We start from the raw sequence: 14197 nt of genomic DNA, 5'->3' as shown, positions 1-14197 counted from the left end.
GCTCAGCGCCGCGCCTGCATGACGCGGTCGAAGCGTTCGGTCAGCTCGTCCAGCCGGCCGATGTAGAAGTTCGGGTCGATCAGGAGCTGCTTGTCGATGTTGGCCGGATGCGTGTTCACCTGCAGCGCCTCCTCCTCGGTCAGGATGCCGGCACGAAAGGCGTTGGCATTGACGGGCCCAAGCGGCATCGCCTTGGCCAGGCGCGCCTGGGCGTCCGGCTTCAGCATCTCGTTGATCAGGCGCATGGCGTTGGCGCGGTTCGGGGCGCCGCGCGGCACCATCAGCGCGTCGATGTCCATCGTCCCGCCGTCGAAGCGCCAGCCGACCTGGCGGCCGGAGCCGATGACGCTGACCACGCGGTTGTGGCCCATGTGGATGATGTCCACCTCGCCGTCGCGCAACAGCTGCGCCGCCTGGCTGCCGCCGCGGTACCAGACCGTGACGTGCGGCGCGATCTCCGCCAGCCGCGCCCAGGCGCGATCCATGCCCTCACGGGTCCCGAGGACTCGATAGACTTGGTCGATCGGCACGCCGAGCGACATGGTCGCGGCCTCGAGGTTGTAGTTCACGCGGTTGTAGAGCGAGCGCTTGCCGGGGAAGCGGCGAACGTCCCAGAAATCGGCCCAGGTCTGCGGTCCGTTGTTGCCGTAGGTCGAGCGCTGCCACGCGATGACGCGGGTGAAGTTGATGAAGCCGACATAGTGGCTGTTCACCAGCGCGCGCGGGATGCCGTCGGTGTTGATGACAGAGTAGTCGAGCGGCTCGAGCGCGTTCTCCCGCTTCAGCGTCTCGGCGGTCGGCAGCTCCTGCTCGGTGACATCCCATGTGACGCGGCGAGCGGTGATCTGCGCGCGGATATCCTGGATGCCGTTTGTGGTGTCCTCGCGCACGGTGAGCCCGAGCGCCTGGGCCGCCGGGGCGAGCATCGCCTGGCGGAGCGCGTCCTGGAAGGCGCCGCCCCAGGAGGAGAAGAGGACCTGTCCCTGCTGTGCCTGGGCCATGGTGGTGGACAGGGTGGCGATCGCGGCGCCGGCGGAGAGCAGGCCGCGGCGGGAAAGGTCGAGGGAGCGGCTCATGGGGCCTCCGTGCCGAGAGAGTTTGTTCCGTCTAACAAAATCATGTTCCATTCTTGGCGCGCCTTCGTGGAAGGTCAAGAAGGAAATTCGGCAGATGATCAGGCATGCTCCCATCTGCAACCTGCTTGCACAATCTGCAAGCTGGCCCGAATATTCTGCACCATGAAATGAGCAGTCGAGGTTTGGAACGCCAATGCCCCGCTTCGTCGGGCTGAGGGACTTCGGTTCCCTCCGCTTCAAGGGCCATGCGCTACCGCGCGCCCAGCGCCCCTGGCTGGTGGATGTCAGCATCCTCCGCCCCGTCCCGGGGCTGACCAATGGCGACATCGCTGAGTTCGAACCAGCGCCGGACTTCGCGCATTGGAGCTTGAGCGACACGCCGGAGCCGCCCGAGAACAGGCTCCGATGGATCGCCATCGAGGACCGCGGCCGGGAATTCATGATCTGCGACCGGGTGATCCTCGTCAGGGTGAGCTGGGACGACCTGGATGCGGCCGGCTACGTTGCCGGGCGCGAGGTGACGATCGACGGCCGCCCCTTCCTATGCCGGCTGATGACCGGCGGCGCCGCCTTCCGCGCCGCGGAAGACGGGCATGCTGGCGCCTCGCCCGCAAACGAATGGGACCGCCTTGTCGGCGGCGACGAGGTCGTGGAAGGTCTGCCCCCGCCCTCGCCGCGCGCGGCGCGACCCCTGCGCCTCAGCGACATGGATGATCCTCACAACCGGATCTGGCACTGGTTCGGCGCCGTCAGCTGGACACAGGAGCCCTACCGGCATCGAGCCACGGCCCGCTGTTGCCGCGGCTTCCATGCTGCTGGCTTCTTCTACCTCAACACCCGGTCGCACCGTCACGAGGACATCGGCTGGCGGCCGGTGCTCGAGCCGCTGCGCTAGAGCAATATGCGTTCAGATGGGTCGCGGCGCTGCCGCGACGCTGAACGCGTTTCTTGCTTTGGATGCAATGATTTCCAGAGCACGGGCTGCATTCATGAGAACGCAGCGTGCTCTAGCGCAGCAGCAGCATCAGCCCCATCAGCGCCCAAAGGGCGACGGCGGCCGCACCCACCCGCTCGGCATGCCAGAGCAGGCGGCGGCGCAGCGTCGCCGCCAGCAGGCGCTGCGCCTCGGTGCGGCGCAGGCCCAGCGCGTATTCCGGCTGCATCGCGCTGAACAGGGCCCAGGTCTCGCTGTCGCGCGGATCCGTGCCTTGGGCGCGCCAGGCCATCACCAGCAGCACCACGGCGGCAAGGGCCATGAGATCCGCCCCGCTGCGCAGCGCCAGCGGCAGGTCATAGGACAGCGCCAGCATCACCGTGCCGATGGCGAGTCCGGTGAAGCCCAGCGCGCGGCGGATGCTGCGATCGGCGGCGTGGTCGAGAGGTTCCATGCACGTGATCCTCCTGGCCCCAATCATGGGGGGGCCGCCCGCCTCATGCCAAGCCGCGTTCGTCCTCGGCCTTCCAGGCCTGCAGCTTGCGGTAGATGGTCGAGGGGTTGATGCCGAGCATCGCCGCCGCCCGCGGGATATCCTGCCCGGTGTGGTCGAGCGCGGCCAGGATGTAGCGGCGCTCCACCACGGCCAGCTTCTCGAAGACCTGCGGCGCGGGGTCGAGCGCGGCCAGCGCCGGCAGGGGGGCGGCGGGCTCAGGGGGCGGCGCTGCCCAGGACGGGGATGGGGGCGCGGGTGGCGGCTCGGCCGTGGTCTCGACGACATGCAGCGGCGGCGCGGCTTCGGCCTCCGGCGCGCGGGAGGTGCCCAAGGCCGGCGCAGGGGCCGGCGCGGGGGCGTGTCCGGAGGCGCGCAGCAGCATCGGCGGCAGCATGGCGGGCTCCACCCGCGCGCCATCCTGCAGCACCACGATGTTGCGGATCACGTTCTGCAGCTGCCGCACATTGCCCGGCCAGGGATAGGCCAGCAGCGCGCGCTCGGACTCGGGCGCGAAGCCGCGGAAGGATTTGCGTTCCTCCCGCGCGAAGCTCGTGAGGAAATGGCGCGCGATCAGCAGCACGTCGGTGCCACGCTCACGCAGCGGCGGCATCTCCACCGGCACGACGTAGAGCCGGTAGTAGAGATCCTCGCGGAACCGCCCGGCCTCGACCTCCGCCCAGGGGTCGCGGTTGGTGGCGGAGACGAGGCGCACATCCACGCGCTCCACCTTCGAGCCGCCGACCGGCTGGAAGGTCCCGGTCTGCACGAAGCGCAGCAGCTTCACCTGCATCTCGAGCGGCATCTCGCCGATCTCGTCCAGGAACAGCGTGCCGCCATCGGCCATGCGCGCGGCGCCCAGGCGGTTCTCGGTGGCCCCGGTGAAGGCGCCCTTCACATGGCCGAAGATCTCGGATTCCAGCAGGTCGCGCGGGATGGCGCCGCAGTTCAGCGCCACGAAGGGCTTGGCGCGGCGCGGGCTGGCCTTGTGCACCGCCTCGGCGGCCAGTTCCTTGCCGGTGCCGCTCTCGCCCGTGATGAACACATTGGCGCGGCTGGCGGCCACACTCTCGATGGTGCGGTAGACCGCCTGCATGGCCGGGCTGGCGCCGATGAAGCCCAGGAAGCGATCGCGCGCGAGCTGCGCCTTCACCTCCGCCAGCTCGCTCACCAGGGCACGCTTCTCCAGCGCGTTCTGGAGCGTCACGGTCAGCCGTGCCTTGGCGAAGGGCTTCACGATGAAGTCGACGGCGCCCTCGCGCATCGCCTCCACCGCATGGTTCACGCTGCCATGCGCGGTGACGACGATGATGGCCGATTCCAGCCCCTCGGCGCGCAGCCTCCGCATCGCCTCGAAGCCCGAGAAATCGGGCAGCTCGATGTCCATCAGGATGGCGTCGGGCCGCCAGGACAGGGCCTGTTCCACGGCCGAGGCGCCGGTCTCGGCCAGGCGGATCTCATGGCCGAGGTCGCGCAACAGGGCGCGGGCCACCTCGGCCTGGGTCGGCGTGTCCTCGACGAGCAGGATGCGCGCGCCGGCCGCCGCCATGATCCGCTAGCGAGAGCCCGGCGGGTTGTCGGCCAGGGCGGCGAGTTCGGCCAGGGCCGCCGCGGCTTCCTGGCGCACGCTCACGGCCAGCGCGCGCGGATCGGCCGGGTTGCGGTGATCCATGGCGATGCGCGCGACACGCTCGAGCCGCGTCGCGCCCACCGCCGCGGCCGCACCGGCCAGGCTGTGCGCGGCGCGGCGATAGCCATCCTGGTTGCCCTGCGCAACGGAAGCCTCAAGCTCCTGCGCCAGGCGGCCCAGATCGGTCTCGAAGGTCCGCAGGATGCGCACGAAATCCTCCCGCGGGAGGTCCGCGGCAAGCTGTCCGGCGATGTCAGGGTCGATGACGCTCACGATCCACCTCTCGCATCCCGCGCGATGCTGGTCAACGCAAGCCTGCGGTTCGACAAGGTTCGACGCCCAGCGCGGTGTGAAGTTCATGACAGGCGCTGCCCGACGAGCGGCGTGCGCAGCGCGGCGCGGGGCTCGCGCGCCAGGGCCGAGAGGCGCAGCAGCGCCGCCTGCACGGGCCGGCCGGCCAGCGCCGCGTGGTCGGCCTGGGTCGCGAGCTGGCTGCGGCGGTAGAGCCGCGGCGCGGCCTGGTCCAGCGCGCTGACGGCGGGCGCATAGGCCGCCGCGACGCGCGCCTCGGTGACGCGGCGCATCAGCATCTCGGGCGCATCCGGGTCACGCGCCCGCACCAGCCGGTCCGTCAGCGCCTGCGGCACGCAACCCACCGGCGCGCAGGCCGCGAGGTGCAGCCACAGATCCCAATCCTCGCTGCGGCGAAGCTGCTCGTTGAAGCCGCCCACGGCACGCAGCAGGTCGGTGCGGACCATGACGGTGGAGGTGGCGACCAGCGGTTCGGCATAGATCGTGGCCTGGGCGTCGCTGTCGAGCAGGAAGGCCTCGCGCCGCATGGCGTGGCGGGCGGCGAAGGCCGGGCAGCGGGCGAAGCCGGTGCCAAGCTCCGTGCCGTCCTCGGCGAAGCGGCGGTGATCGGTGAAGGAGAAGCCCATCTCCGGATGCAGGCGGTGCAGTTCGAGCTGCCGCGCCAGCTTGGCGCGCCGCCAGCGGTCATCGGCGTCGAGGAAGGCGATCAGCGGCGCGCGGGCCACGGCGAGCGCGGCGTTGCGCGCGGCGGCCGGGCCGAGGCCGGGGGTCGCCAGCGGGCGGATGCGCCGGTCGGTCGCGGCGATGGAGGCCAGGTAGTCGCCCGTGCTGTCCGAGGAGCCGTCATCGACCACCAGGATCTCCAGATCCGCCATGCCGCCCAGGGAGGCGATGGCGCCAGGCAGCCAGCGCAGGGCGTTGCGGGCGGGGATGACCACGCTGAGCCGCGGCTGGGCTTGGGTACGGTGGGACACGGCGGACCTCGTCGATCTGCTGACTGGCGGCCCCGGAGGAGCCCCTTCTGGGTCCGTGGCAGCAGGCGCCGTGCCGGCAATCTGCGCTGCAAAATGCAAAAAAACCGTGTCCGAGGGGTCGTTCCGGTCCCGTCCCGCGCGACGCGGGCCGCAATCTGCATGGCATGGCGCATGCGACAGGCCGCCCCAAAACAGAGCGGAGACCTCTACGATGCCGTTCGACTCGGAAGGCCCTGTCGCACCGCGCACCACCCAGGCGCGCACGCCCCTGCTGTACCTGTTGCCCGACCAGCCCGACGCGGATGGCGGCGATGCCGGGCTGCTCGCGGCCGAGATCGCGGGCCTGCGCAGCCTGGGCCGACCCATCCTGCCCTTCCTGCTGGGCCCGCAGGGCTATGGCGCCGACCCGGACCTTGTGGCCGAGGCGCAGCGCGTGGCGGCGGTGGCGGCGGAACGCCCCCTCAAGCGCAGCTTCGCGCGCCCGCTCGGCCTGGCCCGCGCGGTGCGGCTGGCGATGCGCCAACAGGGCATGCCCGCCGGCAAGGCGCTGGCGCTGGGCGCGCGGGTCGCCGCCGCCGCGCTTCGGCATGGCTGCGCGGGCATCCATGCGACCACCGGCGATAGCGGCGCCACCGCGGCGCTGATCGGCGGCCGGCTGGCGGGGCTGCGGGTCTCGCTCGCGGCCAGCCCGGCGGCGGATGCGCCCGACCTGCCGCTGCATCTGGACGCTGCCGACATCGTCCTGGCGCCGAGCCGGGAGACGGCCGGGGCGCTGAGCGACCTTGCGCCGCAGGCGCGCATCCATGTCGTGCCGCAGGGCCTCGACGCCCGGTGGTTCCGCCCCGAAGCGGCGCGGCCGCGCAACGGGCGGCTGCTCTGCCTCACGCCGCTGGTCCCCGAATCGGGCCTGATGGCGCTGATCGGCGCGCTGGCGATCCTGCCGCCGGCGACGCGGCCGGTGATCGACGTGATCGGTGCCGGCCCGATGCTGGAGCCGCTGCGCGCCACGGCGCTGGAGACGGGCGTGTCGGACCATCTGCGCTTCCTGGGCGCGCGCGGGCGCGACTGGGTGGCGGCGGAGGCGGCGCAGTATCTCGGCCTCGTCGCGCCGAACCTGCCCGGCCAGAGCACGCAGGTGCCGATCGCGGTGCTGCAGGCCATGGCGCTGGAACTGCCGGTGCTCGCCACCGCCCTGCCCGGGCTGCGCGAGATCCTGCCCGCCGAGGCCGGGCATCTGGTGCCGCCGGGCCACGAGACGGCGCTGGCGCGCGGGCTGCACTGGCTGGTGATGATGCCGGAGGAACAGCGCCGGCATATCGGCCGTGCCGGGCGGGACCGCGTGCTGCACGGGCTGACGGTCGAGGACCGCGCCGCGGCCCTCGCCCAGCTGCTGCCGCGCGGCGAGGGCTGAGGAAGAGCCGGTTCAGCCCTTGATGCGGGCAACCGTGGCGGTGGTGCTCTGGCCGGGCAGCAGCTCGGCCAGGCGGACCACGCCGCCCCAGCCGGTGACGAGATCGGCGCCCACCACCGTCTCGACCGTGTAGTCGGCGCCCTTCACCAGCACGTCGGGGCGCAGCGCGCGGATCAGTTCCACGGGCGTGTCCTCGTCGAAGACGCTGACCAGATCGACCGAGGCGAGGGAGCCCAGCACGGCGGCGCGCGCCGCCTCGCCCTGGATCGGCCTTGCCGCGCCCTTCAGGCGCTTCACGGAGGCATCGCTGTTCAGCCCGACCACCAGCCGGTCGCACCAGCCGCGCGACTGTTCCAGCAGGTGGACATGGCCCGGATGCAGCAGGTCGAAGCAGCCATTGGTGAAGCCCACGCGCCAGCCGCGGCGGCGCCAGCGTTCCACCTGCTCGATCGCGCCGGCGCGCGAGACCACCTTGCGCAGCGCGCCGCGCTCGGGGGTCAGGGCCTCCAGCAGCTCGGCCTCCCGCGCCACGGCGGTGCCGACCTTGCCGACGACGAGGCCGGCCGCGATGTTCGCCAGCCGCGCGGCGACGCTGAGCGCGAGCCCGGCGGCGAGGCCAGCGGCCACCACCGCCACCACCGTATCGCCCGCGCCGGAGACATCATGCACCTCGGCCGCCTCGGCCGGGAAATGGCGCACGCCGCCGGCCTCGACCAGCGTCATGCCGTCCTCGCTGCGGGTGACCAGCACGGCGCCGAAATCATGCTGCGCCCGCAGCGCCTGCGCGGCCTCGACCAGCGCCGATTCCGCATCGCTCTCGCAGCCCGTGGCCTGGCGCAGTTCGGCGCGGTTGGGCGTGATGAGGTCGGCCCCCGCATAGCGGGCATAGTCGGTGCCCTTGGGGTCCACCACCACGCGCCGGCCCGCCGCCCGCGCCGCGGCGATCAGCTTCTGCGCCGTGTCGCCGGAGAGCACGCCCTTGTTGTAGTCGGAGAGCACCATCACCGAGGTCGCGGCCACCGCATCGGCGGCGATGCGCACCATGCGCTCGGCGAGGCGCGGATGGATCGGGCCGGCCATCTCATGGTCGGCGCGCAGCAATTGCTGGCCGGCGGCGATGAAGCGCGTCTTGGTCGTGGTGGCGCGCCCGCCCTGGACCAGAAGCCAGGGCTCGACATTCGGCTGGCCGCCGATCAGCCCGGTGAGGTCGCTGCCCGCCTGGTCGTCGCCGACCACCGAGACGAAGGCGACGGCGGCACCCAGCGCGGTGAGGTTGCGCACCACATTGCCCGCGCCGCCCGGCATCGCGACCTCGCGCTCCACGCCGAGCACGGCGACGGGGGCCTCGGGGCTGACGCGACTGACCTGGCCGTAGACGTAGCGGTCGAGCATCGCGTCGCCCACCACGAGCACGGAGGCGCGTTTGAGCTGGCGGATCGCCTCCGCCAGGTCGCCCCTAGGGGAAATTGGGGGGATTTCCGGCGTCGGGCGGTCGGCGGGCTCTGGGCCTTGCATTTCGCTTGGCTAGCGCAACCCCACCCCACCGCGCAAGGCAGCCGCGTGACAAAGCCGCCACGGGCCGCTGCCGCGTTGAGGTTTCCTCAACCCCTGCGGCCGCAAGCTCGGGCCGGGCCGGCGCCTCCGCCGCCCCGTGGCCATGAGAATCATGCACGCTTCACCCAGCCTCGCGGCGGCCCTGCCGGCCAGGACGGCCCCCCGGAGCGAACGCCCCGGGAGCGAACGTCCCGGGAGCGAGCCTCCGGCCGCCCCGGCCGACGAGGCGCCCCTACAGGTCGCGCTGCGCCAGGCGCTGCGGCAGGGGGCGGGGCGTGTCGCGCTGGGCGTGACCCCCGCCGCCGCGCACCAGCGCCGCGTCGCCCGCGCCCTGCTGCAGGAAGGCGCCCAGGCCGCAGGCGGGCAGGTGGTGGACGGTCCCGGGGGCGATCTGGTGCTGGTCGGGGCCGAGGCCGGACGCGCCGCCCGGCTGCGGCAATTGCTCGACCGGTTGCTGGGCGGCAGCCTGACCCAGCTCTGGTCGCTGGATGGCGACCTGCCGGCGCTGCGCCGCTACGCGACCGGCGAGGCCGGCGAGGCCGGGCCGGACCTTGCCGGGCTCGATGCCTGGCTCGCCGCCGTGCCGCTGCCGCCGCTGCTGGGCCGCAGCCTGGGCCGGCGCAGCGGCGGGCCGGGCTTCCTGCGTATCGAAATCGCACGCGGGGCGCTGCAGGCGCGCCTCGGCGGGCTCGGCACGGATGCGGACCTGCTGCGCCACGCCGCGCAGGCCCTGGCGGCGCGGCTGCTGCGCGGCATCGCGGACCCCGGCCAGGCGCGATCGCTGCTCGGCATCCCGCCGCCGGGCGGCGGGCCGCTGCATCTGCCCGTGCCGCCCGCCCTGCTGGCCCCAGGCGGGGAAGGCCCCGGCGCCGGGCCGCGCCGGCTCATGGCGACGCTCACGGTCGAGGAACTTGCCGATCCCCCTTCCCTGGCGTTGCGGCGCGCTGCGCTCGCCGCGCGCGGCTGGGGCGTAGAGCTGGACGGGCTGGCGCCCGCGCTGCTGCCGCTGCTCCACACCGATGCCCTGCCGGCCGACCTGCTGCGGCTGCACTGGTCCGAGGCGCTGACCGGCCCCGCCGCCATGCTCGCGCTGCGGCGGATCGACCCGGCGCGGCTGGTGCTCTCGGGCGTGGAGACGCCCGCCGCGCGGGATTGGGCGGGCGCGCTGGGCATCGCGGCGCTGGAAGGCAGCGCGGCATGAGCGGGCTGGGCACGGATGTCGAGCGCCGGGCGCTGGGCACCCGCGCGGCCGCGGAACTCGCCGCGCTGGTGCGCGACAGCGTGGCCGCCAATGCGGTGCGCGACGTGCTGCACCTGCGCATCGGCGCCCTGGCGCCGGAGCTGCGCCGCCCGCACCACCAGCGCCTGCTGCGCGACGTGCTGGAACCGCTGATGGCGGCCGGGCGCACCCGCGTCTTCGACCTACCGAACGGCGATGTGGTGGCCGTGGCCCCGCCGCCCGCCCTCGGGCTGGAAACGGCGCGCATCGCCCTGCTGCGCGCGCTCGATGCCAGCGCCACCGAGGTCGTGCGCGCCATGCGCCTGCCGGAGGAGGCGGCGCAGTTGCTGGCCGCCACGGCGCACAGCCTGGGGCTGGACCCCGACCAGGCGCCCCCCCCGCCGGCACGGCCGCGCGGCGTGCCGATCGCCAGCACCGACCTCGTCGCCGCCGAGCGCGCCATCGGCCAGGCGGATCTGGAACCCGTGACCACCCTGCAGGCGGTCTGCCGGCTGGATCCGGAAGGGGGCCCGGCCCGCCTCGCCTGGGAGGACCGGCGCCTCAAATGGGACGCCCTGGCCGAGGCCGTGCTGCCGGGCATCGACATCGCCGCGGCTCCCGAATTGCAGCGCCGCCTGGCGCGCAGCGCGGAGCAGCGCCTGCTGGCCGAACTCGTCCGCCCCCTCGCGCAGCGGCACTGGCGGCCGACCGGGCTGGCGCTGCACCCCGCCACCATCCTCAGCGGCGGCTTCGGCCGCTTCGAGGCCGCGCTGCCGGCCGGGCGGCGGGAGAGTGTGACCATCGGCATCGCCCCGCGCGATGCGCTGGCCGACCCGGCCGGCTTCGTCGCGGCGCGGGACCTGGCGCGCGGGCATGGCTTCCGCCTGGCGCTGGACGATGCGCCGGCGACGCTGCTGCCGCTGCTGCCGCCCGCGCGGCTCGGCATCGACGTGGTGCGGCTGCGCTGGTCGGCCGAATTGCCGGGCATTCCCGGCCCCAGCGTCGCCACGCTGCTGGGCCAGCCGGGCCAGGCGCCGCTGGTGGTGCTGACCGGCGTCGATCGCCCCGCCGCCATCGCCTGGGGCTGGGAGATCGGCATCACCTTGTTCCAGGGCCCGCTAGTCGAAAGGCGCCGGGAGGGGTAAGGCCGAGCCATGCCCGTCACGCGCTTCTTCCTGGTTCGCCACGCGCTGGTCGAACCCTCCGCCCGCACGATCATGTATGGCAGCATGGATGTCGCGCTCTGCGACCTTGCGCTGCAGGAGGAAGCCGCGAGCTATCGCTGGCTGGCGGCACGGCTGCCGCCCGGTGCGCGCTGGGTGGTGACGCCGCTGTCGCGCACCCGCGCGACCGCCGCCGCCATCTTCGCCGCCGGCTACCCGGAGGCCCCCCTGGCCGTCGAACCCGATTTGATCGAGCAGGGGCTGGGCGAGTGGCAGGGCCTGTCGCATGAGGCCTTCTCGGCCCTGCTGCGCCATCCGCCGCATCCCTTCTGGCCGCATGGCGCGGCCGAGAAACCGCCGGGCGGCGAGAGCTTCGACGATGTGGTGGCGCGCGTCGGCCCGGTGCTGGAAGCCCTGGCGGACGCCAACCCCGATGGCGATGTGGTGGTGGTGGCGCATGGCGGGTCGATCCGCGCCTCGGTCGCCCATGCGATGGGCCTCTCCGCGCACCAGGCGCTGATCTTCTCGATCAAGAACCTGTCGATGACGCGGCTGGAACGGCATGACCGCGACTGGCGCGTGGCGGCGGTGAATGAGGAACCCTTCACCACCGCGTCGGAGACCCCCCGCCGGCGCCACGAAGGCGCCGTTCTCTAGCCATCGACTCGCCCTTGGACTCGGGGGGCGGCAGGCTGTAGAGTCAAGCCCATCCGTAACTTGCCGGGGGCGCTTCATGTTTCGTCTCACATGCCTACGCCTTGCCGGCCTGCTGCTCGGGGCGGCGATGCTCGCCAACCCCGCCCGCGCCCAGCAGGCGCAGCAGACCCTGGTGGACCGCGCCACGCTCGCGGTGCAGGAGGTGCTGACCACCGGCGAGGGCAATGCCGACAGCATCGCCTGGCTGAAGCGCGCCCGCGCCGTCATCATCTGCCCGCGCGTCTTCCGCGCCAGCTTCATCTTCGGCGGTGAGGGCGGGGCCTGCGTGCTGGTGGCGCGCGACGGCGGCGGATCCTGGTCCTCGCCCGCCTTCTACGGGCTGGGCTCGGGCAGCGTCGGGCTGCAGATCGGCATCCAGGACGCCACGGTGATGATGATGATCATGACCGACCGGGCGCTGCAGGCGGTGATGACGAACCAGTTCACGCTCGGCGCCGATGTCTCCATGACGATGGCGACGGTGGGGGCCGGGCTGCAGGGTGGCACCACCTCGGCCGCCGGGGCGGATATCGTGACGGTGGCACGCTCGCGCGGGCTCTTCGCGGGGCTGTCGCTTGCGGGCTCGGTGCTGACGCATCGGCCGCAGGAGGCGGAGGCCTATTACGGCCGGCCCTACTCCGCCCAGCAGATCGTGGTGCGGATGGAAGCGCACAACCCGGGCGCCGATCCGCTGCGCGCCATGCTGATGCGCTTCGGCACGCCCTGAGGCCAGGCGCCCGGCGCCTGAGGACCATGACAGGGCGCCCGCCGTCGGCGGGCGAGCGGCCGAATGGCCGCCGCGCCACGTGGCGCGAAGGCAAGGCGGCGGATGCCACCGCCCGCCGTCTGAGGGCAAATAAAGTCTAATCCTTCGCCATCACCTTCACATACTCGCCCGGCGCATCGCCCAGCGCGGGCAGCGCGCCGGTGCCCGGGATGCGCGCGGGCACCTGGGTGCGGTCCTCGGCCAGGATCCAGCGTTGCCAGTCCGGCCACCAGGACCCGGCGAGCTCGGTGGCGCCCTTGAACCACTCATCGGGGTCGGCGGGCAGGTCGGTATTGACCCAATGGCTGTACTTGCCGCTGCCGGGCGGGTTCACCACGCCGGCGATATGGCCCGAGGCGGCGAGCACGAAGCGCACCTTCCCGGCATAGACCTGCGTCGCGCGATAGGTGGATTTCCAGGGCGCGATGTGGTCCTCGCGCGTCGAGATCAGGTAGCTCGGCACCTTGATCTTCCGCAGGTCCAGCGGCACGCCGTCGATCTCGATGCCGCCGGGCTTCACCAGATCGTTCTGCTGGTACATGCGCCGCAGGTAGAAGCTGTGCATCTTCGCCGGCATGCGCGTGGAATCGTCGTTCCAGTAGAGCAGGTCGAAGGGAAAGGGCTCCTGGCCCATCAGGTAGTTGTTGACCACGAAGGACCAGATCAGGTCGTTGGCGCGCAGCATGTTGAAGGTGGTCGCCATCTCGCGCCCGTCGAGGAAGCCGCGGCGCTGCATCTTCTCCTCGAGCCCGGCGAGCTGTTCCTCATCGATGAAGACGCCGAGTTCACCGGCCTCGGCAAAATCCGTCATCGTCACGAAATAGGTCGCGGTCCGGATCCGCGTGTCCTTCTTCGCCGCCATGTAGGCGAGCGTGGTGGCCAGCAGCGTGCCGCCGAGGCAGTAGCCGATGGCGTTGACCTGCTTCTCCCCCGTCGCGGCCTCGATCGCCTCGAGCGCGGCGAAGACGCCCTGCTTCATGTAGGCGTCGAAGCCGTATTCCGCGAGCGTCTCATCCGGATTGACCCAGGAGACGACGAAGACCGTGTGCCCCTGCTCCACCGCCCAGCGGATGAAGCTGTTCTTCGGGCGCAGGTCGAGGATGTAGAACTTGTTGATCCAGGGCGGCAGGATCAGCAGCGGGCGCTTGAGCACGCTCTCGGTCGCGGGCGCATACTGGATCAGTTCCATCAGCGCGTTGCGGTACACCACCTTGCCGGGCGTGACGGCGATGTTCTCGCCCACCTTGAACTTGCTGTCGTCCGTCATGCGGATGCGCAGCGATCCCTTGCCGCGCTCGAGGTCGGAAAGCAGGTTCGACAGGCCCTTGAGCAGGTTCTCCCCGCCCGTCTCGGCGGTGCGGCGCAGCACCTCGGGGTTGGTCATCAGGAAGTTGGAGGGGCTCATCGCATCGACGAATTGCCGCGTGTAGAAATCCACCTTCTGCGCCGTCTTGTTGTCCAGCCCCTCCGCACCCTGCACGACGTTGGTGAAGTAGCGCGCGGAGAGCAGGTAGGATTGGCGGATGAAGTCGAAGACCTCGTTCTCGCGCCAGGCGTCGTCCTTGAAGCGGCGGTCGGTGCGGGATTCCTCGATCACCGGGGCGATCGGCTCGCCCAGCATGCGCCGGGCGGTGTTCTGCCAGAGCGTCAGGTAGTCCTGCCAGAAACCGATCTGCGCCTGCATCAGCCGCGCGGGGTTGCTCATCAGCCGCGTCGTCATGTCGAGGAAGGCGGTGCCGATGTTGAGCGGATCGGGCCCCGCATTGCCGCCCTCGGCCTGGCGCTTCAGGAAATCGCCGACGATGCGCTGCCCACGCTCGGCGACATCGGCCATGGTCCGGCTGACCACCGCGGGGTCCGGCATGCGGAAATTCGGCCCCTCCCTGTCGCTGCCTTCGCCCTGGCTGGCATTGCCCTGGCTGGCATTGGCCTGACCGTTCTGCGCCATGCGCCGTCTCTTCCTTGATCC

The 14197-nt window shown here is 72.1% G+C and carries 13 protein-coding genes; 6 read left to right on the top strand and 7 right to left on the bottom strand.

Annotation, left to right across the window (positions count from 1 at the left end; translation table 11 throughout):
- Positions 1 to 2: 2 nt before the first annotated feature.
- Positions 3 to 1076 (bottom strand): ABC transporter substrate-binding protein, encoded by a 1074-nt coding sequence (locus AC2D9U_RS15170; RefSeq protein WP_484750379.1) that lies wholly within the window; start codon positions 1074 to 1076, stop codon positions 3 to 5.
- 193 nt (positions 1077 to 1269) lie between these two features.
- Here AC2D9U_RS15170 and AC2D9U_RS15165 point away from each other — a divergent pair, with 193 nt between their 5' ends.
- Entirely contained in the window at positions 1270 to 1971 is a 702-nt protein-coding gene (locus AC2D9U_RS15165) for a hypothetical protein (RefSeq protein ID WP_484750377.1), read from the top strand.
- 112 nt (positions 1972 to 2083) lie between these two features.
- Here AC2D9U_RS15165 and AC2D9U_RS15160 read toward each other — a convergent pair whose 3' ends face one another.
- The 4 genes from AC2D9U_RS15160 to AC2D9U_RS15145 all read right to left on the bottom strand — a co-directional run bounded on the left by AC2D9U_RS15160 (position 2084) and on the right by AC2D9U_RS15145 (position 5419).
- Entirely contained in the window at positions 2084 to 2464 is a 381-nt protein-coding gene (locus AC2D9U_RS15160) for a hypothetical protein (protein ID WP_484750375.1), read from the bottom strand.
- 43 nt (positions 2465 to 2507) lie between these two features.
- On the bottom strand, positions 2508 to 4052 hold the full coding sequence (locus tag AC2D9U_RS15155; protein WP_484750373.1) for a sigma-54-dependent transcriptional regulator: 1545 nt from the start codon (positions 4050 to 4052) through the stop codon (positions 2508 to 2510).
- A 6-nt stretch (positions 4053 to 4058) separates the two neighbouring features.
- Complete coding sequence (locus AC2D9U_RS15150; protein WP_484750371.1) at positions 4059 to 4406, bottom strand: Hpt domain-containing protein; 348 nt, start codon at positions 4404 to 4406, stop codon at positions 4059 to 4061.
- An 83-nt stretch (positions 4407 to 4489) separates the two neighbouring features.
- Positions 4490 to 5419 (bottom strand): glycosyltransferase family 2 protein, encoded by a 930-nt coding sequence (locus AC2D9U_RS15145; protein WP_484750369.1) that lies wholly within the window; start codon positions 5417 to 5419, stop codon positions 4490 to 4492.
- A gap of 211 nt (positions 5420 to 5630) precedes the next feature.
- Here AC2D9U_RS15145 and AC2D9U_RS15140 point away from each other — a divergent pair, with 211 nt between their 5' ends.
- A complete protein-coding gene (locus AC2D9U_RS15140) occupies positions 5631 to 6830 on the top strand; it encodes a glycosyltransferase family 4 protein (protein WP_484750367.1) in 1200 nt (399 codons plus the stop codon).
- 12 nt (positions 6831 to 6842) lie between these two features.
- Here the strand turns inward: AC2D9U_RS15140 and rfaE1 are convergent, their stop codons facing one another.
- Positions 6843 to 8345: a D-glycero-beta-D-manno-heptose-7-phosphate kinase gene (gene rfaE1, locus AC2D9U_RS15135; protein ID WP_484750366.1), complete on the bottom strand. Its 1503-nt coding sequence runs from the start codon at positions 8343 to 8345 to the stop codon at positions 6843 to 6845.
- A 151-nt stretch (positions 8346 to 8496) separates the two neighbouring features.
- On the opposite strand from rfaE1, the gene AC2D9U_RS15130 reads away from it, so the two are divergent.
- From AC2D9U_RS15130 to AC2D9U_RS15115, 4 genes are all read left to right on the top strand, one after another.
- Complete coding sequence (locus AC2D9U_RS15130) at positions 8497 to 9585, top strand: hypothetical protein (RefSeq protein ID WP_484750364.1); 1089 nt, start codon at positions 8497 to 8499, stop codon at positions 9583 to 9585.
- On the top strand, positions 9582 to 10748 hold the full coding sequence (locus tag AC2D9U_RS15125; RefSeq protein ID WP_484750362.1) for an EAL domain-containing protein: 1167 nt from the start codon (positions 9582 to 9584) through the stop codon (positions 10746 to 10748). The genes AC2D9U_RS15130 and AC2D9U_RS15125 overlap by 4 nt, the downstream gene beginning before the upstream one ends.
- Positions 10749 to 10757: 9 nt before the next feature.
- Positions 10758 to 11423, top strand: coding sequence for a histidine phosphatase family protein (locus AC2D9U_RS15120; RefSeq protein ID WP_484750360.1), 666 nt, complete (start codon positions 10758 to 10760; stop codon positions 11421 to 11423).
- 76 nt (positions 11424 to 11499) lie between these two features.
- Positions 11500 to 12189, top strand: a complete 690-nt coding sequence (locus AC2D9U_RS15115; RefSeq protein ID WP_484750358.1) for a lipid-binding SYLF domain-containing protein — start codon at positions 11500 to 11502, stop codon at positions 12187 to 12189.
- A gap of 136 nt (positions 12190 to 12325) precedes the next feature.
- On the opposite strand, the gene AC2D9U_RS15110 is transcribed toward AC2D9U_RS15115, so the two are convergent.
- Positions 12326 to 14092 carry a PHA/PHB synthase family protein gene (locus tag AC2D9U_RS15110; RefSeq protein ID WP_484751189.1) on the bottom strand — a complete coding sequence of 589 codons (1767 nt, stop codon included), beginning with the start codon at positions 14090 to 14092 and terminating at the stop codon, positions 12326 to 12328.
- Between the last annotated feature and the right edge of the window lie 105 nt (positions 14093 to 14197).

Source organism: Roseomonas sp. TF40 (assembly GCF_057219975.1).
Note: the sequence above shows the minus strand (reverse complement) of the source record. Positions and strands in the feature narration are given on the sequence as shown.

Coding starts and splice junctions, on each gene's coding strand:
- AC2D9U_RS15160 (WP_484750375.1), bottom strand. CDS start 2,464: ATGGAACCTCTCGACCACGCCGCCGATCGCAGCATCCGCCGCGCGCTG.
- AC2D9U_RS15155 (WP_484750373.1), bottom strand. CDS start 4,052: ATGGCGGCGGCCGGCGCGCGCATCCTGCTCGTCGAGGACACGCCGACC.
- rfaE1 (WP_484750366.1), bottom strand. CDS start 8,345: ATGCAAGGCCCAGAGCCCGCCGACCGCCCGACGCCGGAAATCCCCCCA.
- AC2D9U_RS15120 (WP_484750360.1), top strand. CDS start 10,758: ATGCCCGTCACGCGCTTCTTCCTGGTTCGCCACGCGCTGGTCGAACCC.
- AC2D9U_RS15125 (WP_484750362.1), top strand. CDS start 9,582: ATGAGCGGGCTGGGCACGGATGTCGAGCGCCGGGCGCTGGGCACCCGC.
- AC2D9U_RS15165 (WP_484750377.1), top strand. CDS start 1,270: ATGCCCCGCTTCGTCGGGCTGAGGGACTTCGGTTCCCTCCGCTTCAAG.
- AC2D9U_RS15140 (WP_484750367.1), top strand. CDS start 5,631: ATGCCGTTCGACTCGGAAGGCCCTGTCGCACCGCGCACCACCCAGGCG.
- AC2D9U_RS15170 (WP_484750379.1), bottom strand. CDS start 1,076: ATGAGCCGCTCCCTCGACCTTTCCCGCCGCGGCCTGCTCTCCGCCGGC.
- AC2D9U_RS15130 (WP_484750364.1), top strand. CDS start 8,497: ATGCACGCTTCACCCAGCCTCGCGGCGGCCCTGCCGGCCAGGACGGCC.
- AC2D9U_RS15110 (WP_484751189.1), bottom strand. CDS start 14,092: ATGCCGGACCCCGCGGTGGTCAGCCGGACCATGGCCGATGTCGCCGAG.
- AC2D9U_RS15115 (WP_484750358.1), top strand. CDS start 11,500: ATGTTTCGTCTCACATGCCTACGCCTTGCCGGCCTGCTGCTCGGGGCG.